At 59.2% G+C, this 21,630-nt stretch carries 26 protein-coding genes; 16 read left to right on the forward strand and 10 right to left on the reverse strand.

Going from position 1 to position 21,630, the window contains the following annotated elements:
- Positions 1-26 precede the first annotated feature (26 nt).
- From serB to MHN28_RS13015, 4 genes are read left to right on the forward strand one after another with little or no spacing between them, the layout of a single operon-like run.
- The gene (gene serB, locus MHN28_RS13000) at positions 27-905 is read left to right on the forward strand and encodes a phosphoserine phosphatase SerB (protein ID WP_239340418.1); all 879 of its coding nucleotides are present in this window, start codon (positions 27-29) and stop codon (positions 903-905) included.
- A gap of 40 nt (positions 906-945) precedes the next feature.
- Positions 946-1,275 (forward strand): helix-turn-helix transcriptional regulator, encoded by a 330-nt coding sequence (locus MHN28_RS13005; protein WP_239340421.1) that lies wholly within the window; start codon positions 946-948, stop codon positions 1,273-1,275.
- Positions 1,263-1,691 (forward strand): SRPBCC domain-containing protein, encoded by a 429-nt coding sequence (locus MHN28_RS13010; protein ID WP_239340424.1) that lies wholly within the window; start codon positions 1,263-1,265, stop codon positions 1,689-1,691. Before MHN28_RS13005 ends, MHN28_RS13010 begins: the two co-directional genes overlap by 13 nt.
- Before the next feature lie 23 nt (positions 1,692-1,714).
- Positions 1,715-2,035, forward strand: coding sequence for a YciI family protein (locus MHN28_RS13015; RefSeq protein ID WP_239340436.1), 321 nt, complete (start codon positions 1,715-1,717; stop codon positions 2,033-2,035).
- Positions 2,036-2,040: 5 nt separating this feature from the next.
- Here MHN28_RS13015 and MHN28_RS13020 read toward each other — a convergent pair whose 3' ends face one another.
- A complete protein-coding gene (locus MHN28_RS13020; RefSeq protein WP_239340438.1) occupies positions 2,041-3,039 on the reverse strand; it encodes an asparaginase in 999 nt (332 codons plus the stop codon).
- Positions 3,040-3,217: 178 nt separating this feature from the next.
- On the opposite strand from MHN28_RS13020, the gene MHN28_RS13025 reads away from it, so the two are divergent.
- The 4 genes from MHN28_RS13025 (at position 3,218) to MHN28_RS13040 (ending at position 6,340) form a co-directional block, all read left to right on the forward strand.
- Positions 3,218-3,751: an invasion associated locus B family protein gene (locus MHN28_RS13025; RefSeq protein ID WP_239340441.1), complete on the forward strand. Its 534-nt coding sequence runs from the start codon at positions 3,218-3,220 to the stop codon at positions 3,749-3,751.
- Between the two features lie 82 nt (positions 3,752-3,833).
- The gene (locus MHN28_RS13030) at positions 3,834-4,211 is read left to right on the forward strand and encodes a lysozyme inhibitor LprI family protein (protein ID WP_239340444.1); all 378 of its coding nucleotides are present in this window, start codon (positions 3,834-3,836) and stop codon (positions 4,209-4,211) included.
- Positions 4,212-4,290: 79 nt separating this feature from the next.
- A complete protein-coding gene (gene rlmN, locus MHN28_RS13035) occupies positions 4,291-5,478 on the forward strand; it encodes a 23S rRNA (adenine(2503)-C(2))-methyltransferase RlmN (protein ID WP_239340447.1) in 1,188 nt (395 codons plus the stop codon).
- A 235-nt stretch (positions 5,479-5,713) separates the two neighbouring features.
- Positions 5,714-6,340 (forward strand): cytochrome P460 family protein, encoded by a 627-nt coding sequence (locus MHN28_RS13040; protein ID WP_239340458.1) that lies wholly within the window; start codon positions 5,714-5,716, stop codon positions 6,338-6,340.
- A 6-nt stretch (positions 6,341-6,346) separates the two neighbouring features.
- Here MHN28_RS13040 and MHN28_RS13045 read toward each other — a convergent pair whose 3' ends face one another.
- From MHN28_RS13045 to MHN28_RS13055, 3 genes are all read right to left on the reverse strand, one after another.
- Complete coding sequence (locus MHN28_RS13045) at positions 6,347-8,005, reverse strand: U32 family peptidase (protein ID WP_239340460.1); 1,659 nt, start codon at positions 8,003-8,005, stop codon at positions 6,347-6,349.
- Positions 8,006-8,068: 63 nt separating this feature from the next.
- Positions 8,069-8,407 carry a chaperone modulator CbpM gene (locus MHN28_RS13050; RefSeq protein ID WP_239340462.1) on the reverse strand — a complete coding sequence of 113 codons (339 nt, stop codon included), beginning with the start codon at positions 8,405-8,407 and terminating at the stop codon, positions 8,069-8,071.
- Positions 8,404-9,321, reverse strand: a complete 918-nt coding sequence (locus tag MHN28_RS13055) for a DnaJ C-terminal domain-containing protein (RefSeq protein WP_239340464.1) — start codon at positions 9,319-9,321, stop codon at positions 8,404-8,406. Before MHN28_RS13055 ends, MHN28_RS13050 begins: the two co-directional genes overlap by 4 nt.
- A gap of 161 nt (positions 9,322-9,482) precedes the next feature.
- On the opposite strand from MHN28_RS13055, the gene MHN28_RS13060 reads away from it, so the two are divergent.
- Positions 9,483-9,866, forward strand: coding sequence for a hypothetical protein (locus MHN28_RS13060; RefSeq protein ID WP_239340481.1), 384 nt, complete (start codon positions 9,483-9,485; stop codon positions 9,864-9,866).
- On the opposite strand, the gene MHN28_RS13065 is transcribed toward MHN28_RS13060, so the two are convergent.
- Together MHN28_RS13065 and MHN28_RS13070 are read right to left on the reverse strand one after the other, a co-directional pair.
- The gene (locus MHN28_RS13065) at positions 9,867-10,967 is read right to left on the reverse strand and encodes a cystathionine gamma-lyase (protein ID WP_239340483.1); all 1,101 of its coding nucleotides are present in this window, start codon (positions 10,965-10,967) and stop codon (positions 9,867-9,869) included.
- Between the two features lie 3 nt (positions 10,968-10,970).
- Positions 10,971-11,813 (reverse strand): TIGR00730 family Rossman fold protein, encoded by an 843-nt coding sequence (locus MHN28_RS13070; RefSeq protein ID WP_239340506.1) that lies wholly within the window; start codon positions 11,811-11,813, stop codon positions 10,971-10,973.
- A 79-nt stretch (positions 11,814-11,892) separates the two neighbouring features.
- Between MHN28_RS13070 and MHN28_RS13075 the strand changes: the two genes are divergently transcribed.
- The 3 genes from MHN28_RS13075 to dapD all read left to right on the forward strand — a co-directional run bounded on the left by MHN28_RS13075 (position 11,893) and on the right by dapD (position 14,391).
- Positions 11,893-12,810 (forward strand): threonine/serine dehydratase, encoded by a 918-nt coding sequence (locus MHN28_RS13075; protein ID WP_239340517.1) that lies wholly within the window; start codon positions 11,893-11,895, stop codon positions 12,808-12,810.
- 44 nt (positions 12,811-12,854) lie between these two features.
- Positions 12,855-13,454: a GntR family transcriptional regulator gene (locus tag MHN28_RS13080; RefSeq protein WP_239340519.1), complete on the forward strand. Its 600-nt coding sequence runs from the start codon at positions 12,855-12,857 to the stop codon at positions 13,452-13,454.
- A gap of 109 nt (positions 13,455-13,563) precedes the next feature.
- Positions 13,564-14,391, forward strand: a complete 828-nt coding sequence (dapD, locus tag MHN28_RS13085; RefSeq protein ID WP_239340522.1) for a 2,3,4,5-tetrahydropyridine-2,6-dicarboxylate N-succinyltransferase — start codon at positions 13,564-13,566, stop codon at positions 14,389-14,391.
- Between the two features lie 62 nt (positions 14,392-14,453).
- Here the strand turns inward: dapD and MHN28_RS13090 are convergent, their stop codons facing one another.
- Complete coding sequence (locus MHN28_RS13090) at positions 14,454-14,789, reverse strand: cupin domain-containing protein (RefSeq protein WP_239340534.1); 336 nt, start codon at positions 14,787-14,789, stop codon at positions 14,454-14,456.
- 115 nt (positions 14,790-14,904) lie between these two features.
- Here MHN28_RS13090 and MHN28_RS13095 point away from each other — a divergent pair, with 115 nt between their 5' ends.
- A complete protein-coding gene (locus MHN28_RS13095; RefSeq protein ID WP_239341822.1) occupies positions 14,905-15,249 on the forward strand; it encodes a hypothetical protein in 345 nt (114 codons plus the stop codon).
- Here the strand turns inward: MHN28_RS13095 and MHN28_RS13100 are convergent.
- Complete coding sequence (locus MHN28_RS13100) at positions 15,246-16,304, reverse strand: transporter substrate-binding domain-containing protein (protein ID WP_239340536.1); 1,059 nt, start codon at positions 16,302-16,304, stop codon at positions 15,246-15,248. The genes MHN28_RS13095 and MHN28_RS13100 overlap by 4 nt on opposite strands.
- A 198-nt stretch (positions 16,305-16,502) precedes the next feature.
- On the opposite strand from MHN28_RS13100, the gene dapE reads away from it, so the two are divergent.
- Genes dapE through rnr form a run of 3 tightly spaced genes read left to right on the forward strand, consistent with a single transcriptional unit; the run spans position 16,503 to position 20,537 of the window.
- On the forward strand, positions 16,503-17,642 hold the full coding sequence (gene dapE / locus MHN28_RS13105) for a succinyl-diaminopimelate desuccinylase (RefSeq protein WP_239340538.1): 1,140 nt from the start codon (positions 16,503-16,505) through the stop codon (positions 17,640-17,642).
- Between the two features lie 3 nt (positions 17,643-17,645).
- Complete coding sequence (locus tag MHN28_RS13110; RefSeq protein ID WP_239340543.1) at positions 17,646-18,221, forward strand: TIGR04282 family arsenosugar biosynthesis glycosyltransferase; 576 nt, start codon at positions 17,646-17,648, stop codon at positions 18,219-18,221.
- Between the two features lie 57 nt (positions 18,222-18,278).
- On the forward strand, positions 18,279-20,537 hold the full coding sequence (gene rnr, locus MHN28_RS13115; RefSeq protein ID WP_239340545.1) for a ribonuclease R: 2,259 nt from the start codon (positions 18,279-18,281) through the stop codon (positions 20,535-20,537).
- Here the strand turns inward: rnr and MHN28_RS13120 are convergent.
- Both MHN28_RS13120 and MHN28_RS13125 read right to left on the reverse strand, forming a co-directional pair.
- Complete coding sequence (locus tag MHN28_RS13120) at positions 20,528-20,914, reverse strand: DUF1801 domain-containing protein (protein ID WP_239340547.1); 387 nt, start codon at positions 20,912-20,914, stop codon at positions 20,528-20,530. The genes rnr and MHN28_RS13120 overlap by 10 nt on opposite strands.
- Positions 20,911-21,609 (reverse strand): glutathione S-transferase family protein, encoded by a 699-nt coding sequence (locus MHN28_RS13125; RefSeq protein WP_239340550.1) that lies wholly within the window; start codon positions 21,607-21,609, stop codon positions 20,911-20,913. The genes MHN28_RS13120 and MHN28_RS13125 overlap by 4 nt, the downstream gene beginning before the upstream one ends.
- Positions 21,610-21,630 lie beyond the last annotated feature (21 nt).

The following is a 21,630-nucleotide window of genomic DNA, read 5'->3' on the forward strand; positions in this document are numbered from 1 at the left end:
GCAGGTGAGCTTGCCGGAGATCGAACATGTACGTTGCCACCCTGTTGACCAACCCCAACGCGCCTACGCTGGAACTATCGTTGGTCGAGTCCTTGCGGAATGCTTGGGGCGGCGATGAGATCGTGTGGCTCAGCCCGGATGAGGCGGCAGAGTTTGCCCTTTACGAAATGCCCGGCAACCGGTGGGATGTCTGGGCGGACCTGCAACAGATGGGCGTCGATCTGGTCGTTCAACAGGCAGAGGGGCGCCGCAAAAAGATGCTGCTGGCCGATATGGACAGCACCATGATCCAGCAAGAGTGCATTGACGAACTGGCGGATGAAGCCGGTGTTGGCGACCGTGTGAAGGACATCACTGCGCGTGCGATGAATGGTGAGCTGGACTTCGAAGGCGCGTTGACCGAGCGGGTTGGTCTGCTGAAGGGGCTGGATGAGGCGGTGATCGGAAAGGTCTTGGACGAACGCATCACGTTGATGCCGGGTGGCAAGGAACTGGTCGCCACGATGCGCCAGAACGGAAGTTTTGCCGCGTTGGTATCTGGCGGATTTACCGCTTTCACGGCGAAGGTAGCCGAGGCGCTGGGTTTTGACGAGAACCGGGCCAACACTCTGCTAGCCGAAGACGGGAAACTAACGGGTGATGTGCTGCGGCCCATTCTCGGGCGGCAGGCAAAGGTTGATGCGCTGGAACAAATCACGGCGCGTTTGGGTCTGGCTGAGGCGGATGTTCTGGCCGTAGGCGATGGGGCGAATGACCTGGGGATGCTTCATTTAGCGGGAACAGGTGTTGCGCTCCATGCCAAGCCCACGGTTGCTGAGCAATGCGAGGTTCGGGTCAACCATGGGGATCTGACGGCATTGCTGTATGTGCAGGGCTATAGCCGTTCGGAGTTTGTGAGCGGCTAAAAGTCTTCCCTTTATTTAACGCGCATGTTAAATAAAGGTCATGAACGCGCTATTAAACACTTTTTCTGCTTTATCCGATTCCACTCGGTTCTCGATTGTCGAGCAACTGATGCAGGACGGAGAGCTGCCCGCCGGTGATTTGATCCAGGGGCGCGGCATGTCGGGTGCCGCAATCTCACGCCATCTGAAAGTGCTGCGCGAGGCCGGGCTGGTGCAACAGCGCGTCCACGGCACCCAACGGATGTACTCGATCCAGCCTGACGGGCTTCGGGCGATCGCCGAATGGACCATTTCCAAGCGCCAGTTTTGGGAGAACAGCCTCGATCGACTGGGCGACCTCATTGAAAGGGAAAATTCATGGCCGACCTGAAACTGGAACGTGAGTTCCCCACCAGCCCCGAAAACCTGTTTGCCTGGATCAGCGATGGCGCAAAACTGCTGCAGTGGTGGGGGCCTGAGGGGGTGCATGTGCCCGAGCATAATCTGGACTTCTCGCGCACCGGACCATGGTATTCGGTGATGAAGAACGCCGAGGGCCAGACATTCAAGGTGTCCGGACATGTGACTCATGTTGATCCCCCAAACTCCGTTGGGTTCACCTGGGCCTGGCATGACGATCAGGATCAACGAGGTGCGGAAAGCCATGTGACCTTTTCGGTTGTAGCGGCGGAAAACGGCGCGCGGCTGGTGCTGGATCACCGTGAACTGGCGGATGCCGAGGCAGCCGCCAACCACAATTCTGGCTGGACCTCGTCGCTGCGCAAGCTTGAGGCGCAGCTGGGATAAGTTTTCATTAGGGAGGAAATACAATGCCACAGTATTTGTTTGTCTATCACGGCGGAACCACTCCGTCCGACCCCGCCGAAATCGAGGCAACCATGGCTGCCTGGGGCGCATGGTTCCAGAATATGGGCGAGGCGCTGGACATTCCTGGCAACCCGGTTGGTCAGTCCTATACCGTCAGTTCCGGCGGTGTTGTCGACAACGGCGGTGCAAACCCTGCATCCGGTTTTACCGTGATCAAGGCCGACAGCATCGATGCGGCAACCGAAATGGCCAAGGGCTGCCCGATGGTCGTCAACGGATCAGGTTCGGTCGAAGTGGCCGAGGTGCACGAGATCGAGATGTGACGACTTTAGCCGGGGAACCCCGGCGCAGGTCGGATCACGCCGCATTCCAGCCCGCGTCGGCTGTATTGAATGGCGTTCATGAATTTGCGGGTGGCCGGGTGATCGGCCTCCAGCACACCGAGGCTGACCAGAATGGCGGCAATCGCGCATTCGCTGGCGCGCGTTGTGCCGTCGGTGATTTTTAGGGCGACCCCCAGCTTCTTCTCAGGAATGATGGCGACAAACACCGCTTCGGCCCCGGTCTTGATTGCCGCGCGACCGTTCATGACGCGCATCAGTTCGGTGCAGGCGCGGCTTTCACCGGCCACCAACTCAGGGTGTTTGATCATGGCGGCCGTCAATTGCTGGGCTGCGTCGCTGGCCCGGTCAGACCGGTCGGCGGCTGACGCAAACCTCGCCATAGAACGCGCGAGCCCCACCAGCGAAGTCGCGAAGTTCGGGGCTGAGCATCCGTCGATCCCATAGGCCGGGCTGGTTTCACCGGTGGATTCTTCAAGCGCAGACAGGCAGGCCTGCTGCACGGGGTGGTCTATTTCCAGATATTCCGGTCCCGCACCCATATGCTGGGCGACCGTCAGAAACCCGCAATGCTTGCCTGAACAATTATTGTGGATCTGACACGGCGTATCATCGGCAAGGATCAGCCCATCGCGCGCAGCCATGTCTTGCGGCTCCTGCGGTCCGCAGCGCAGATCGTGCTCGGTCAAGCCGAGATGATCCAGCCAGGCGGACACGCGGTCCGTGTGGATATGCGCGCCACTATGCGAGGCGCAGGCCAGCGCCAGGTGTTCGCTGTTCAGCCCGTATTTTGCGGCCGCACCCGAAGTGATCAGGGGCAGCGCCTGTATCATCTTTGCCGAGGATCGCGGGTAAATGACCGCATTCGGATCGCCCCAGCTTTGCACAATCTGACCGCTGTCATCACAGATCACCGCATGGCCCAGATGCAGGCTTTCCAGCAACGGCCCGCGCCACAGTTCTGTCATTGGTATGGGCTGTGTCATCTGGACCTCCGGTTTTATGCGCAAAATTCTGCCAATCGCCCTTTCGCCTGTGGCGAAACCTGCGTTAGTGTGTGTATGTCGACAATCACCGGAATACGCAACTTACAGACGAACCGGCAGAGTTCGTACGCATGTCCGGTGGGTATGAGGTATTAGGTCGAGCTAGGAGGCTGGACAGATGGGATCAAAACTCGTCCGTGTAATCGCGGGCCTGTGCGTGGCGGGGATGGCCACAACCGCAACCGCGCAGCAGGCGACCAGCACCAATCGCGTGGCAGCCAAGACGGATTGGAGCGTTTTCGTCGAAGACGATCCTACCGAATGCTGGAGCGTTTCAGCCCCCAAGGAAACCGTCAACACGCGCGGTGGCCGTGTGGTTTCGGTGCGCCGCAGTGACATTCTGTTGTTCGTGTTCTACCGCCCGAATGCAGAGGTTAAAGGTCAGGTAACCTTTACCGGCGGCTATCCCTTTGCGGCAGGATCGACCGTGAACCTTGAGATCGACGGCACGGAATTCGAGCTGATCACCGAAGGTGAATGGGCCTGGCCAGCTACAGAGGGCGAAGATCTGAAGGTCGTCGCAGCCATGAAGCGTGGCACCGAGGCTGTGCTGACCGCACGGTCCGAGCGCGGCACACAGACTAAAGATACGTTCTCTCTGCTGGGCTTTACCGCCGCGATTGAAGACGCCGAAAAGCGCTGCACCAATTGATCCAGATGGAAATTCGCGGGGCCTTCGCGATCCAGTGGTAGCCTTAAGCCAACACAGGCATTTCTGATCAACGAGGTCCGCCATGCGAATCGCCGCCCTTCTTTGTTTTGTTCCGCTTGCGGCGTTTGCCGATCCAACGCTGGAATGCTCCGACGCGGGCTCGCAGGTTGAGATCGGCTATTGCGTGTCCAAAATGGAAGAGCGCGTGAATCAAGCGCTGGCTGAAAGCTTCTCATTTGCCTTGGCGGCCGCGCAGGAACTGGATGAGGTGAGAGGCCGCGTTGTGGCTCAGCCCGCGCTCGAAACATCGCAGAACGCGTGGGAAGCATACCGCAATGCGCAATGCGAGGCGGTAGGTGCATGGTTCGGTGGCGGATCGGGAACTGGTATTGGTATCACCTCCTGCCGCGTGGGTCTGGGCCGAGAGCGTGTGGACGAATTGCTGCGCATGGCAAATTAAGCGTCACGATTTCTTTTGATCTTTGCGCGCGATCCTATATAGAGGCGCATCCCAAGCCAGAATCCGTTGAGATAGCCACATGTCGCCCAAAGCGCCGATCACTCAAGACGTCATGACCATCCCCCGCAAATTGCCTGAGGGGAAGATTAACCTTGTTGGCCTGACCCGCGACCAGCTGCGCGAGGTTCTGATCGAACACGGCACGCCGGAAAAGCAGGCCAAGATGCGCACGGGCCAGATATGGCAGTGGATTTATCAATGGGGTGTGCGCGACTTTGCCGAGATGACGAACCTCGCCAAAGCCTATCGTGCGCAACTGGCGGAAAGCTTCGTGATCGAAATCCCCGAGGTTGTGACCCGTCAGGTGTCTGAAGACGGCACCCGCAAGTATCTGTGCCGCATTGCAGGCGGGCATGAGGTTGAGGTGGTTTATATCCCCGAGGAAGATCGCGGAACGCTGTGCATCTCGTCTCAGGTCGGGTGCACGCTGACCTGTTCATTCTGTCACACGGGCACACAGAAATTGGTGCGCAACCTGACGGCGGCCGAGATTGTCGGTCAGGTGATGATGGCCCGCGACGATCTTGAGGAATGGCCCGTCCCGGGCGCACCCAAGGACGAAACGCGCCTGCTGTCGAACATCGTTCTGATGGGCATGGGGGAGCCGCTTTACAACTTTGAAAACGTCCGCGACGCGATGAAGATCGCGATGGACCCCGAGGGGATTTCCCTCTCGCGCCGTCGGATCACCCTGTCGACCTCAGGTGTCGTGCCGGAAATCGCGCGGACGGCCGAGGAAATCGGCTGCCTTCTGGCGATCTCGTTCCACGCAACCACGGACGAGACCCGAGACGTTTTGGTGCCGATCAACAAGCGCTGGAATATCGAAGAGCTGCTGCAGGCACTGGCCAGCTATCCGAAAGCTTCGAATTCCGAGCGGATCACCTTTGAATACGTCATGCTGGACGGCGTGAATGACAGTGACAAGGATGCGCACCGTCTGATTGACCACATCAAGCGCCACAACATTCCGGCCAAGATCAACCTGATCCCGTTCAACGAATGGCCTGGCGCACCTTATAAGCGTAGTTCAAACAATCGCATCCGGGCCTTTGCCAACATCATCTATCAGGCGGGTTATGCCTCACCCATTCGCAAGACGCGGGGCGAGGACATCATGGCAGCCTGTGGTCAGTTGAAATCGGCCACGGAACGCGCCCGCAAATCGCGCAAACAGATCGAGGCCGAGGCAGGCTTGCACGACTAAAACCCTTGGGTTCTGCGAGATACATATTAAGAATTTAATGTTTGCGCCGCTGTTTTTTTCATGCGGTTTTTGATACATTTAATGTGTCAAAACCGGATGGGGAGTGCCTCACTTTCGAGCACAAAGCGGTGAGCGTCGCGATCCGGTCGTGGCGCGTTTGTTCATGGCCGCTATCTTTTTTCAGACGTAACATGCGGCGTTCAGGCGAACCTTGCGAACCAGGTGGGCCAGGTAAATGATTTTGCGATTTAAAACTCTGTTTTCGAAATTTCTTTTGGCTTTGCTGTCAGCGGGCCTTGCTGCGGCGGTTGCAAAAGCCCAATCCACGGATGAGGACGCGCACCTTGCCATCGAAAATCCCGCAGAACTGAGCAAAGAAGAAGCGTTGCGCATCTACAAGTCTCTGCAGCGGCGGATGGATCGCGGTTATGCAGCCGCGCAACTGGATTTGCTGATGAATTATCAGGCTTGGCCGCTATTCAATGATGCGCCCTATATCTCGGCTACCCACGGTCAGCGCTATGTGAATAGCTATGCCAACCGCATGGCGCATAACTATGGCACGCTGGAAGAGGGCGAAAAGCTGCCGATGGGGTCGGTTTTGGCCAAGGACAGCGTGACCGTCACGGACGAAGGCAACGTCCATCCGGGCGCCCTGTTCGTGATGGAAAAACTGCCCGAAGGTGTCAGTCCTGAAACAGCGGACTGGCGTTACATCATGGTGATGCCGGATGGGTCGCTGTTCGGCGACACGATGGGCGCGCGTGCGGGTGCGGTTGCCTATTGCCACGAGTGCCACGAAGCAGTCGCGGACCGGGATTACACGTTCTTCGTTCCCGAAGAATACGTTGTCGGCAACTGAGCTCGGTCAGACAGCCTCGTCCGGCAGCTTCAGAGCGGTGGCTTCGCGGCGACTGAGTTGTTCGCCTTGTTTGCGTTTCGACAGCACTTCCCGGGCCAGAGCATACTTTTCATCCTGCCAGAAGATCAGGCAGCCGTTGCACCCTTTGCCGCAGCAACCTTCGGTTCCGATGCGGTTGGTTTTGAAGCGGCGCTCGTTGCCATCCTCGCCGATCTTTTCGACCAGCTCGTTGCGGCGGCGCTCATAAGCCGTGGGATTGTCGCGGCCCGTAGTTTCCAGCCCCTGCACCAGCTTGTCAAAGCGGATGCGGCTCCAGTGTTCGTCGGTCAACGCGCGTTCCTTGCGCAGCACGGAATAGACAGGGAAACGGGCGCGCAGATCGTCGATATCTTCGTGATCGAACAAGGTGAAGGGCATGCGGATCACGGTTTTCGTGCTGCCATGAACCACGTCCAGCCGTGCCCCGTCCGAGACGCGTTCAAAATCATAGACCCGCAGCAGAACGGTCTCGCGCGAGATGGGTGAGACGAAATCCAGCACATCGCCGGGTTCAAGCTTGTTTTTCACCTCGACCAGAAACGCATCCTCAGTCACTTCGGTGACGATACCGGCATATTCCCATTGCGCGATCGAAGCGGTGTGTTCGTAATCATGCGCATAGTTGGTCAGGCGCCCTTCGTGGAAAGCCAGCGTGTAGCCGCGGTTCCCGACGGTTTCCAGCTCGCGCATATAGGGTTTTGGGTCCCAGTTTTCGGGGTCTTCGAAGTAATCATCGATGGCCATGCGATAGGCCCGCGCGACGATGGCAGCATAGTATTCCGACTTGCCGCGTCCTTCGACCTTTAGGCTGTCGACGCCGATCTTCAGATATTCGTCCAGCTTCGGCATGATGCACAGATCGCGCGAGTTGAGGATGTAGGAACCCCGGTCGTCCTCTTCGATAGGCATAAGATCACCCGGGCGGCAGCCTTCCTCGAGCAGGAACTCGAACAGGTCGGCGTTTTCCTCTGTGATACGAAGCTCCTGATTCGTGCCGTCCTTGAGGCGCAGTTTCAGCGCATAGTTCCAGCGGCAGGAATTGGCGCAGTTGCCTTGATTGGCCCCGCGCTCGGCCATGAAATTCGATAACAGGCAGCGGCCCGAATAGGTCATGCACATGGCACCGTGGACGAAGGCCTCAAGCTTAATATCCGGGCATTTTTCGCGGATTTCGACCAGTTCTGGGTATGAAACCTCGCGGGCCAGAACCACCAGCTCGGCTCCCTGATCCTGCCAGAACTTCACCGACAGCCAGGAACAGATATTGGCTTGTGTCGAGATATGCAGAGGCAGTTCAGGCGCGCGCTCGCGGACGTATTGAAACACACCGGGATCGGCGATGATCAGCCCATCGGGCTGCACCTTGCGTACCGTATCAATGTATTCGTCCAGCTTCGGGATATCCTTGTTGTGCGAGAACAGGTTCAGCGTCAGGTAGGCGCGCCGGCCGTGTTGATGGCAGAACTCGACCCCTTCGATCACCTCTTCCAGCGAGAACTCGGATTTCGTACGCAACGACATATCCGGCGTGCCCAGATACACCGCGTCCGCCCCGTAGAGGATGGCGAGTTTCAGCTTGCGCAGATTGCCCGCAGGCATCAGCAATTCGGATCTGGACTGGGTCATGAGCGTACCGGGCGTTGGATCAAGGGGGCCTTTTACGGCAATTCCCTGGCGTCCAAAAGACCGTTAGCTGCGACTGAATCGCGCTGTGCCGATGACCTCGATCAGTTGCTTGCGGACGGGTTCAGGCTGAGTCTCGACAGCGTTCAGAACCTCGCGCAGCTCGGCGCGCAGGCCGTGCATCTGGTCGATCAGAGACAGCATCATCGACAGCGCATCCGGCTCCATCTCATACTGATCGTGCAGTTCGCAGGCCAGTTCTAGACGGGCAACGTCGAGGGTGTGATACACCAGCCCCTGTTCGGTCTGCTCAGGGATTACGATTTCAGCCGCCAGGTATTCAGTCAAACGGGACGACGTCAGACGGGTGACGGTTGCGATCAGTTGCTCTTCGGTCAGGCTCATGACGGCATTCCTTTGCGCGGATCATAGCTGTGGCTTTCGCGCCACGTCTCCATGAATTGCTTCAGCTCATCATCAATCTTGTCGGGCATGGATACGGTCAGCTCGATCAACTGATCTCCTCGATCCGACGAGCCGCGTTTCTTGACCCCTTTGCCGCGCAGGCGCAGGGTCTTGCCGCTGCTGGTGCCTGCCGGGACACTGACGTTAACGCCGCCGTCGATGGTAGGCGCGGGGACTTTGCCGCCCAGAATGGCCTCATCGATCGTGATCGGCAGCGTGATGTGGATGTCGTCGCCCTGACGATCGAACACCGGATGCGTTGCCACTGACACGGTCACCAACGCGTCACCGGCCGGCCCGTCGCCGAAGCCCGGATCGCCTTTGCCGCGCAGGCGGATGGTTTGACCGTCAGTGATGCCGGCGGGGATCTTGACCTCAATCCGGTCGCCGTCGGGCAGGGTCAGTTTTTGACTGGCACCAAACACCGCATCCAGAAAACTGATCTGCAGGCTGTAACTGCGGTTGTGGCCGGGCGCGTGGAATTCATGCGTGCGCTGCTGGTATCCGCCCCGCCCTCGCATGAATTCGGCAAAGATGTCGGACATATCCTCCGGATCCGCCGCTTGTCCGCGATAGGGGTTTCCGGCAGCTTCGGCATACTCGCGGTAATATTGCTGCTGTGGCCGTTCCTGGCCCGAGGCATCAATCTCGCCATTGTCATAACGCGCGCGGGTGTCCGGGTCTTTCAGCAGGTCATAAGCAGCCGCGGCGGCCTTGAATTTGGCCTCGGCCTCGGCATCCCCGGGTTTCAAATCCGGGTGGCATTCCTTGGCGATGCGCCGATAGGCCTTTTTGATTTCGGCGGCACTGGCGTCTTTGGCAACGCCAAGGCCGGTATAGGGATCGTCGCTCATCTCACCTCTCGTCGATGTCAGGTGCGGGTCTGATCTTGATGAATGTGTTTTATCATGCGATTTCAATGGCCCAAAAGAAAGCGGCTTTTGAATCCGCTCGCAAATTCCCGCGAGTCTGTTAACATCTGCATGTTTCGAATTGTTTTTTGACGGAGACCCCCATGACGCGCAGACTCAAGTCCATTCTGGCCCTGCTGGCCGGCAATGCCATCGGGTTGTTGCTTGCAGCGATTTTGTTGCCGGGATTTGCGATCCGGCCGATCTCGTTCATCGTGGTGGTGATCGTCTTTACATTGGTCCAGTGGATCGCCGAGCCGTTGATCCTGAAGTTGGGCGAGAAAAGAGCGCCCGCGATCAAGGGGGGTATTGCGCTGATCGTGACGTTTGTCGGGTTGCTGGTCACCGATCTGGTCACAAATGGGCTGACCGTTGGTGGAATCTCCAACCTGCTGGCTGCGACGCTTCTGGTCTGGCTGGGTGCACTGATCGCCAGCGTTGTGCTGCCGATCTACGTGTTCAAGGAACTGCGCGAGCCTAAGAAGTAATCACAGCGCGTTCAGGCTGGCCTCGATTGCCTGCCACAGCTCTTCCACCGGTTCGCACCCAACGGACAAACGGATAAAGGCGGGGTCGACATCGTCGCCCCAACGCGCACGGCGTTCAGCGGAACTGTGGACGCCCCCGAATGAAGTTGCAGGTCGCAGCATCGGGCAGGCGTTGATGAACTCTTCGGCCTTGGCCTCCGACTCCAGTGTGATCGACAGCAGGAACCCGAACCGCTGGGTCTGTGCTTTGGCAAGCGCATGTGACGGATCGTTAGGCAGGCCGGGATAGCGGATCTGTTTCACGGCCTCATGACCTGCCAACCGTTGGGCCAAAACCTGGGCCGAGGAACACATCCTGTCGAACCGCACATCCAGCGTTTCCAACCCGCGATGCAACAGCCATGCCTCATGCGGGCCGGGGATTGCGCCTGAGACGCGTCGCCATTCCTTGACCCGCTCCATAATCTGCGCGTTGCGACTGGCGACATGGCCCATCAGCAGGTCGGAATGCCCGCCCATGGCCTTGGTGTCAGATGCAACCACAACGTCGATTCCCAGATCCAGCGGGCGTTGGCCCATAGGTGTCAGCGTTGTGTTGTCGGCAATCGTGATGCCACCGGCGGCCCGGACACAGGCCGCGACAGCAGACAGGTCGATCATGTCCAGTCCGGGGTTCGAAGGGCTTTCGACAAAAACCACGTCGAACCCATCAAAACCGCCGTCACCGAAGGCTGTCGTCGGGCGTTCAGTGACGTGGACCCCCAGGTTTGACAGGAACCGGTCGGCCAGCAGGCGCGTCACGTAATAGCCATCGGATGGGATCAGAATGCGCGACCCGGATTTGACCGTCGCAAACAATGCGGCCGAGATAGCGCCCATTCCCGACGGAAACGTCAGGCACGGCGCGCCTTCCAGATGGGCCAGAACATGTTCCAGATGCTGCCAGGTTGGGTTGTCGACCCGGCCATAGTTCGGGTGACCATCCGGCGCGCCGGGCAGATGGTACATGCTGCTTTGGGTCAGGGGCAGCGCCACCGGCTCGCCCTTGTCCAGTGCATTGCCGCGCAGGTGCAGCATCTCACCGGTCTTGGGGGTCGTCATGCCTCAGCGTCCCGGAATTTCGTCGCGCGGTGGGGCCGGTTCCCAGTTTTCGATGATGTCGACCGCTTCTTGCGCGGTGTCGACAAACCGGAACAGGTCCAGATCCTCGTCCGAGATCGTACCCGCGTCAGCCAGAGCCTCCCAGTTGATGACCTTTTCCCAGAACTCCCGCCCGAACAGCAGAAAGGGCACGCGCTCCATGCGACCTGTCTGGATCAGGGTCAGGGACTCGAACAGCTCATCCATAGTGCCAAAGCCACCGGGGAAGATCGTGATCGCGCGGGCCCGCATCAGGAAATGCATCTTGCGGATGGCGAAATAGTGGAAGTTGAAGCTGAGATCGGGCGTCACATAGAGGTTCGGGGCCTGTTCATGCGGCAACACGATGTTCAACCCGATGGAGCATCCACCCGCATCCTGCGCGCCACGGTTTCCGGCCTCCATCACGCCCGGGCCACCGCCAGTTACGATGACGTTTTCCCGGCAGCCGGTTTCATTGGACTTCTCGGTCATCAGACGGGCGAATTCCCGGGCCTCGTCATAGTACTTTGACAAGCCGGCCAGCGTGTCCGTCCGCGCGGTGTGTTTCTTTGACGGCTCTGGAATGCGCGCGCCACCGAACATGACGATGGTCGAGGTGATCTCACGCTCGGACATGATCATCTCGGGCTTCAGCAATTCCAGCTGCAGGCGCACCGGGCGCAGCTCATCCCGGCATAGGAAATCATCATCCGCAAAGGCCAGGCGATAAGCCGAAGAACGCGTCTGTGGCGTGTCCGGCACCTCGCTCGCGGTCGAGCGATCGGTTTGTGCGTCGCGGAAAGGGCTGAGGCGGTCTTCTCTCATCTCTGATGGTTCCCTGCTTGCGTGTTCTTAAAACAGCTATAGGGTTCGCGGGCAGAGTGCCAGTCACGGAAGAACAAGAATGAGTTGGAAGAGCGAAATTTCCGCAGCCGCCGAACGGATCAATGGGTATGCGCAGGTAACTCCTGTGATTCAAAGTCGTTTGCCCGGGTTGGACTATCCGATCGAGATGAAGCTGGAGCACATGCAGCACACCGGCAGCTTCAAGGCGCGCGGGGCGTTCAACACTTTGCTCAGCCTGGATGTTCCCGAGGCCGGGGTCGTGGCCGCCTCAGGAGGCAATCATGGAGCTGCGGCCGCTTACGCGGCGCAATCACTAGGCTACCCGGCCAAAATATTCGTGCCGGAACTTGCCGGACCGTCCAAGATCGCCCTGATCGAGCAGACCGGCGCGGACTTGACCGTTGTACAGGGCGAATACGCCAACGCACTGAATGCCGCGAAAGAGCATGAAGCCGCAACCGGAGCGATGCAAATCCATGCCTATGATGCGCCTGCAACCGTAGCCGGGCAGGGGACATGTTTTGCCGAATGGGAAAGGCAGGGCTTGGAGGCCGATTCTGTTCTTGTCGCCGTCGGCGGCGGTGGCCTGATCGCCGGTGCGCTGGCCTGGTTTGAAGGTTCCCGCAAGGTCGTGGCGGTCGAGCCAGAGACCTCTTGCGCCCTTAATGCAGCGTTGCAGGCGGGCGAGCCGGTGGATGTCTCGGTCTCAGGTATCGCGGCCAATGCGTTGGGTGCGCGGCGGATCGGGTCGATCTGTTTCGATCTTGCGCAGGGGATGACGTCGGTTCTGGTTTCTGATGACGCCATTGCACAGGCGCAGCAATCTCTGTGGCAGACCCATCGCATTCTTGTGGAACCTGCGGGTGCTACAGCATTGGCTGCATTGGCGTCGGGTGCATACCAGCCGGAACCGGGTGAACGCGTCGCGGTTCTGGTCTGCGGCGGAAATATCTCCCCCGATCCGTTTCTGGAGTGAATTATCGGCTTGTGGAAGCAGGTTAAGAATTTTATCGATAATCTATGACTGCTACCATCGCCGACACAATTTACCAGAACCTCAGCCAGAGGATCATCACCGGCGAATTGCTTGCCGGTGAAAAGCTGAGGCAGGACCACATCGCCAGGGCGTTTGAAACCAGCCATGTTCCGGTACGCGAGGCTTTGCTGCGTCTGGAGGCACATGGCCTGGCCCAAAGTGAACCGCGTCGCGGGATGCGCGTTACGGCGCTGGACCCGGCAGAAGTTCGGGAAGTCGTCGAAATGCGCGTCGCCCTGGAATCTCTGGCTTTGCAGCATTCGGTGCAGAACATGACCCCCGGCGCGCTCAAAGTGGCTGATGACGCACGAATTGCGTGCGACGCAGCACAGACGATGCCAGAGTGGGAGGCCCGCAACCGCACCTTTCACCGTTCAATTCTGACCCCGTGCGGGCTTCCACGCTTGCTGCACGCCATCGATGACCTGCATATCGCCGGCGCGCGCCACCTGTTTGCCCACTGGCGTCCCAAGTGGGTGCACCGCGCTGACAGTGATCACGCGGCGATCGTTCAGGCGCTCAAGCGCAAGGACGCGTCCACGGCAACAGCCATTCTGACGCGCCATATCCGTCGCGCGAGCTGATCAAAGGTTGACCTAGCCGCAAATCGTACCTTCTGCGTCGCATTGCACCGCGAGGTGCACTTGCGTATAGGCCAAACAAACGTGAACAGATTCTGCAGGGAGCCCTCCGATGTCCAACGCGCAACTGGAAACCGCTATCGAAGCCGCCTGGGAGGCGCGCGACTCCATCACGCCCGCCACCAACGGCGAACAGCGCGAAGCGATCGAAGACACGCTGAACGCACTGGACAGCGGCTCGTTGCGGGTTGCTGAAAAGCTGGAGAGCGGTGATTGGCACGTGAACCAGTGGGCCAAGAAGGCGGTTCTGCTGGGCTTCCGCATCAAGGACATGGAAATCCAGAACGGCGGTCCGCAGGATGGCGGCTGGTGGGACAAGGTGGACAGCAAGTTCGCAGGTTGGGGTGAAAACCAATGGCGTTCCGCTGGTTTCCGCGCGGTTCCGAACTGTGTTGTCCGCAAGTCGGCCTATATCGCGCCAGGCGTGGTTCTGATGCCGTCCTTTGTGAACCTCGGCGCTTATGTCGACGAAGGCACCATGGTCGACACCTGGGCCACCGTCGGGTCCTGCGCGCAGATTGGCAAAAACGTGCATCTGTCGGGCGGTGTTGGTATCGGTGGCGTTCTGGAACCGATGCAGGCCGGTCCGACCATCATCGAAGACAATTGCTTTATTGGCGCACGCTCGGAAGTGGTCGAAGGCTGCATCGTCCGCGAAGGTTCGGTTCTGGGCATGGGCGTTTTCATCGGCAAGTCCACCAAAATCGTTGACCGGGAAACCGGTGAGGTCATGTACGGCGAAGTACCGCCTTATTCGGTGGTTGTTGCGGGCTCAATGCCGTCCAAGAACAATGTCAGCTTGTATTGCGCAGTGATTGTGAAGCGTGTTGACGAAAAAACCCGTTCGAAAACCGGGATCAACGAACTGCTGCGCGACTAAATCAATCGCAGATTCGAAACGGGGCTGTAGCGGAATTCGCTGCAGCCCTTTTTGTTTCCTACTTAGGCTTTGATCGGATAACGGTCGGGTTCTTCAAAGACGTCAATCACCCGGGTTCCGGCCTTGATCGTTCCTCCATGCTCGACACCGGAAGGGATCGAGTAGCTGTCACCGGGGCGATAAATCTTGGTCTCATCGCCGATGGTCAGTTCAACCTCACCTTCGATCACCGTACCCCATTGCGCCTTGTGCGAATGCGGGGGCAGTTCGAAATCTTTGAGGAAGGTGAAGAACGCCACCAATCCTGCATCTGACCGGATGACGGCGGTTTGCACCACGTCCTCGGGGAATGGCACGTCGAGGGCCGGGAAGTCCGTAATGAAATCTGGATACGCCATGAAATGATCCTTTGCGGTCTGAAACAGGTTTTCGCGCTCACTATGGACGCGCGGTGGGCATCCTGCAATTCCCGGCCGCTTGACCACGGACAGGCGCAGCGCTATGGCCCCCACCATGGAAAAGCAAAAGAAACCGTCCCGTCAGCAAGTCTATACATTGCTCGTTCAGATCGGCCGCAAAGAGGGCGACGGTCTGCCCGAAGGTGCGACCGGGGCAGCGTTGATGTGCTTTGCCAGCGGAGTGGATGAGGCCGAGGCCGTGCGCGAAACCGTCGCCATCCTGAAACAGGCTGACACCGCACCACTGGATGTCACAGGCTATGGCACCTTGGCTGAGCGCGAAGCGCAGGGGCACGACATCGACCCTGACGAACGTGCACTGATGCAGCGGGCATTGGATGAGAACGCCGTTATCGTCGCCCAGATGACGCCGTTTTTCGGGGATGAGAAACCGGCTTAGTTCCGTACTCCGAACCACTTACGGTAAATGTCGTCATAGGTTCCGTCTTCGCGCAGCGCGAGCAAGGCCTGATTGACGTCCTCGACCAGAGGTGAGCCCGTGGGGAAGGCGATTCCGTAGTTCTCGCGCAGGAAAACACCACCTGTCATCGATGCGATCCGGCGTCCTTCATGTGATGCGAAATAGGACAGGATCGGTGCGTCAAAGACGACGGCGTCCAGTTCTTTTTCCCGGAACGCGGTCAGCACGTCGTCTAAATTCTCATACCCGGAAAACTCGATTTCGCGCCGGTTCAGGAAATTGGCCGCCGTTGACTGCGAGATCGTACCGACTTGCTTGCCATAAAGATCGTTTACCGAATTCACGCTGCCACTAATCGCATCTACGGTCATGACCGATGTGATGCGGGCGGTGAAGACAGATACGATGAACAGCGAGGATACAACCAGAACAACGCCCAGCATCCGCCCAAACGGTGTGCGCGGCATACGTTCTTCAAATCCGCCATTCACCACAAGGTTCAGAGCCCACCAAAAAGATGGGAACCACGCCTCGTTCAGCTTGCGATCGAAATAGGGCTGGGCGCGCCGTTCAAAGCCCCACATCAGCATCCCGCCGCCCAAAAGGATGGCAAAGGCCAGACCGATGGCGATGAAAAGTTCGACCGACAACAACGCATGCAACAATGAGGGTGTGCGGACGGCATCGGACGGAACCATGATCTGCAAGCCGGCCTCAAAGATAGGCTGGCTGAAGTCCATTTGCGTTTCCCGCGCCGCCGTGATCGAGATGTTGGCAATCGCCAGATCGGCGGATCCGTCCTGAACCGCGCCCAACATATCGCCGAACGCCTCAACCCGGTTTACCGAGTAGTCCCAATTCAGCGACTCTGCCAAGGCTTCGAGCAGTTCTATGGAAAAACCTGTCTGGGCCCCGTCCTCGATATAGGAAAACGGGGGGCGGGTCACCGTGGTGACCGTCAGCGTCTGAGCCTGGCTTTGCTGTGCAAGAACGGCGAAAGTCAGGCAGAACAATCCGAAAATGGCGCGTTTCATCGTCGACTTACCTGCTTCGCGGCCCTCTAACGCAGATTTGATCCGAGCGGCAAGGTGGTCGCAGGGTAAACATCCATGATTTATTGGGGTGTCATCTTGAGGCGCGCGGAGAAAAACCCGGCAGATTCGGTCCGGAGGGGGTTGGCAAGCCGGACAATTCGTTGAATCTGTGCGTGAACCAACCAATGAGGGCAGATAATGACAGATCCGGTAGAGTTGACGGCAAATCTGATCCGTTGCCCATCGGTCACACCTGTTGAGGGCGGTGCGCTTGTTTTGTTGGAAACACTCCTGACCGAGGCAGGGTTCGAATGCACCCGCGTGGATCGCGGTGACGTCAGCAACCTTTTCGCCCGCTGGGGTGAAAAGGGAGACGCGCGGACCTTTGGCTTCAATGGCCATACCGACGTTGTCCCGGTGGGTGACGAGGCTGCGTGGACAATGCAGCCGTTCGGCGCTGAAATCCGCGACGGCGTGATGTACGGCCGGGGCACCACCGACATGAAATCGGGTGTTGCGGCGTTCGCGGCAGCGGCGATGGACTTTGTACGCGAAACGCCTCCGGACGGGGCGGTGATCCTGACCATCACGGGCGACGAAGAGGGAGACGCGGTGGACGGCACAACGGCGCTGCTGGATTACATGGCCGAGGCGAATGAACAAATGTCGGTCTGTCTGGTGGGCGAGCCGACTTGCCCGAATACAATGGGCGAGATGATGAAGATCGGGCGGCGCGGCTCGATGACTGCATGGTTTACCGTGACCGGCGTGCAGGGTCATTCCGCCTATCCGCATCGGGCCAAGAACCCTCTGCCCGCGATGGCGCGGCTGATGCATCAACTGGCCAGCCACGAGTTGGATCAGGGGTCGGATCATTTCGACGCCTCGACGCTGGCGGTTGTGAATATCGACACCGGTAACACGGCGACCAACGTGATCCCGGCCCAATGCACCGGAGCAGTAAATATCCGGTTCAACGACCTGCATTCGGGCGGAAGTCTCAGCGAATGGCTACAGGCCGAGGCGCGCGCTGTTGCCGAAGCATATGACGTCGATGTGGACGTTCGCATCAAGATATCGGGCGAAAGCTTTCTGACCCCGCCCGGACCCTTGTCCGATCTGGTCTCGCAGGCGGTCGAGGCCGAAACCGGCATCCGCCCCGAGATGTCGACAACAGGCGGCACATCAGACGCGCGGTTTGTCAAAAACCATTGCCCTGTCGTGGAATTCGGGCTGGTCGGCCGGACGATGCATCAGGTGGATGAATGTGTCGAGGTGGCACAGATCGAACAGCTCAAGGCGATCTACACACGTATTCTGCAGGACTATTTCGCCTGATCAATGCAGCGCACACTGGTCATCATGGTGAAAGAGCCACGTCCGGGCCGGGTCAAGACCCGGCTGGGGCGCGACATCGGTATGGTCGGCGCTGCGTGGTGGTTTCGTCACCAGACGCGTTCGCTGATCCGCCGTCTGCGTGATCCGCGCTGGCAGATCGTACTGGCGGTTTCTCCGGACCGGGAAGGTTTGAACAGCCGCATCTGGCCCGCCGATCTTTCGCGCGCCGCGCAAGGGCGCGGTGATTTAGGTGACCGAATGGGGCGGATGTTGCGTGGCATGCCGAAAGGTCCGGTCTGCCTGATCGGGGCGGACATTCCCGGCATTACGCGCTCGCACATCGCGCGGGCGTTCAAGGAACTGGGGCGGGCACAAATGGTGTTCGGCCCCGCACCGGACGGCGGCTACTGGCTGGTCGGTGCGCAGCGATACTCTCCGCTGCCGAAAAATCTGTTCCGGGATGTTCGCTGGTCAACGGAAAATGCGCTGGCTGATACTCTGGCATCGGTACCGGGGTGCCGCGTGGCATTTCTGGACCAGTTGCGCGACGTGGATACGGTTGCGGATCTGAAAACCTGACCCACGCTGCCGCTTTTTGGTCATGACGCCGTCGCATCCCCGTGATAGGCCGGAACTATGACTCGCATCCCCACCAAGCAGGAGGTCCTCGATTGGATCTCGGCGAACCCCACCCTCACCTCGAAACGCGATATCGCCAAAGCCTTTGGTATCAAAGGCGCGGATCGGATCGATCTGAAACGTATCCTAAAAGAGCTTGAGGCCGAGGGGCATCTGGAAAAGCGCAAACGCAGCTATCGTGACCCGGATCGTTTGCCACCAGTCAGCGTGTTGCAGGTGAAGGCTCCGAACGCGGATGGTGATCTGTTTGCGCGGCCTTTGGAATGGCACGGAGAGGGGGTCGAACCTATAGTTCTGATAATCACTCGTGGCAGTGATCCGGCGCTGGGCGAAGGCGACCGAATTCTGGCCCGGCTGACGGTGGTGCATGAGGAAGACCACAATTACGAGGCGCGCCTGATCCGTCGCATCGGAACCAATCCGCGCAAGATCGTCGGTATCTTTCGCAAGGGGGCCGAGGGCGGGCGGATCGTACCTATCGACAAGACCGGCCAGACGGAGTGGCTGGTCCATGACGGCGCCGTTCTGGGCGCGAAGGACGGCGAACTGGTCGAAGCCGAACAAGCGGGACCCAAGAACCGCATGGGCCTGCCGCGCGCGCGCATTGTGGAACGGCTGGGCGATCCGTCTGCGCCAAAGGCTGTCTCGCTGATCGCCATCCATCAGCACGGCATCCCGGACGATTTCCCGGACAAGGTGATTGCCGAGGCAGACAAAGCCAAACCCGTCGGCCTGAAGGGGCGCGAAGACTTGCGGGACATGCCGCTGCTGACCATAGACCCGTCGGACGCACGGGACCATGACGATGCGTGTTATGCGCATGCGGATGATGATCCAAAGAACGCCGGCGGCCATGTGATCTGGGTCGCCATTGCCGACGTCGCCGCCTATGTGCAGCCCGGTACCGCGCTGGACCGTGAGGCGCGCAAGCGGGGCAACTCCAGCTACTTCCCCGACCGGGTTGTTCCGATGCTGCCGGATCGTCTGTCTGGCGATTTGTGCTCGCTGCATGAAGGCGTCCCGCGCGCCTGTATCGCCGTGCGGATGCAGATCGATGCAGACGGCAACAAGATCGGCCATCGCTTTGTGCGCGGGCTGATGCGCTCCGCCGCATCGCTGCACTATGCCGAGGTGCAAGAGGCTATCGACGGTACCCCCAATGACCGCACCGGGCCTTTACTAGAGCCTGTATTGCAGCCGCTCTACGCCGCTTACGCGGCCCTGAAAAAGGCGCGGGCGGAACGTCAGCCGCTGGAGTTGGATCTGCCAGAACGCAAGATCGTTCTTAGCGACGCGGGCGAGGTTCAAAGCGTGGCTTTCCGCGACCGTCTGGATGCGCACAAGCTGATCGAGGAATTCATGATCCTCGCCAACGTGGCCGCCGCGGAAACCCTGATCGCAAAACGCCGGCCGCTGTTGTTCCGCGTCCATGAAGAGCCGGCACCTGAGAAACTGGAAAGCCTTCGGGAAACAGCTCAGGCCGCCGGTCTGAACTTGGCCAAGGGACAGGTGCTGCAGACACGCCACCTGAACGCGCTGCTGAATGCCGCCGCTGGGACAGAGGATGCCGAGCTGATCAACCTGACCACTCTGCGGTCGATGGCACAGGCCTACTACAACCCCGAAAACTTCGGTCACTTCGGCTTGGCGCTGCGCAACTATGCGCATTTCACCTCACCCATCCGCCGCTATGCCGACCTGGTCGTGCACCGTGCGCTCATCACAGCCCACGGATGGGGCGACGACGGTCTGACCGAGGATGAAATCGCCCGGCTGGATGAAACGGCCACGCATATCTCGGACACCGAGCGCCGCTCGATGATGGCCGAGCGGGATACGACGGATCGCTACCTTGCTGCTTATCTGAGCGAGCGTGTGGGTAATGAGTTCAGCGGTCGTATCAGTGGCATCGCCCGGTTCGGCGCATTTGTGAAGATGGACGAAACCGGCGCGGACGGGCTTGTTCCGGTGCGCTCGCTTGGGCGCGAGTTCTTCCATTTCGACCGCGAAGCGGGAACGTTGATGGGGTCAGACACAGGGTTGATTATCGCCATTGGACAGCGTGTCACCGTGCGCCTGACCGAGGCCACGCCTGTCACCGGCGGGTTGGAGCTGGAGCTGCTCTCTATCGACGATCAGGCCCTTCCTCGCGGGCGTGGACCGGCCAAGCGGGGCACGCGACGCAAAGCAGTCAGCACCAAGCGCAAGAAAGACAAGATCAAGCGCAAGGTGGAACGCAAGCGACGTCAAAGGTGATAAGTCAACGCCCGAGCGATCAGCCAGCCATGACGGGCTTCGTCGATCTGATCCGGATCATCGAACAGGATGGCCCGATTCCCGTCGATCCGATCCTTGCCCGGAAAGGCCGAGGTGAAATCGCCCATCAACCGGCTTTGACAATGCACGAACAGGGCAAAGCTGGCCGATTTGTGCCCGCCCAGCCGGATGGTCGAACCTTTGGGGGCCAGATAAGCGGGCTGCCCCCAGCGCAGTGCTTCCTGCAATGGGTTCGCCTTGGGCAATGTTTCAGCTGTTGAGAGCACCAAATCACGCAGGGCAAGAACACCCGTGCGGGTGTCCCTGGGAAATGCCTCAAAAGCTGCCTCAACGGCGGGGTCGTCAAACGGTGTCATAACAGCGGAATCGCCTGTTCCATCCGGTCTATGTAGCTGTTCAGCAGATTATCCTGCTTTATCCGTCGGGTCAGCGGTGTATCTGCCGGTGTCGCGCGCATGGCGGCCAGCATGGGGCCTACACTCATGTCCGCCGAGGTTGGTTGATCGCCTAGCAAATAGGGCGATTGCCATAGATAGGCGGATATCGCCTCAAGATCCCGTTCCAGCCTGTCATGACGTTCTATGGGCGAGAAACGGGCGACACCCTGAAACCCCAGCCCATTGACGACTTTCTTGCGTATGGAATTCGAAACTGGTGTCCGGATCAACGCTGGAATGACGGAAAAGAAGGTCTTGCGCAGGACCGGCCAGACTTCGTCATTGTCCCAACGATCCAACACGATCTGAAAATAGATATGCTCTTCCGCCATGCGGATTAGCGCACGGGACTGCGCTTTTTGTATGTCGGTCAATCCCTTGTCGAAATCCGCTCCCTGAGCTTCAAGCCAATCGCGGATCAGGTCACTGTCAGGGACCAGTCGGTCTGGCGTGCGCAGAACGGGCAGTTTCTGGTGCGGCATCTTGCGAGGGTCCAGCATATCGGACCGCTGCCAGTGCTGGCCAGCTTGCTGAAGCATATAGGCGGTTTTCACACAGAAGGGGCTGGCGCTGAACAGGCCAAAGGCAGAGGGGTAGGTCAGAAGGGTCAGCATCGTCGGCTCCTTGATTGTGGT

This window comes from Ruegeria sp. Ofav3-42 (assembly GCF_022347725.1).
Classification (GTDB): Bacteria; Pseudomonadota; Alphaproteobacteria; order Rhodobacterales; family Rhodobacteraceae; genus Ruegeria.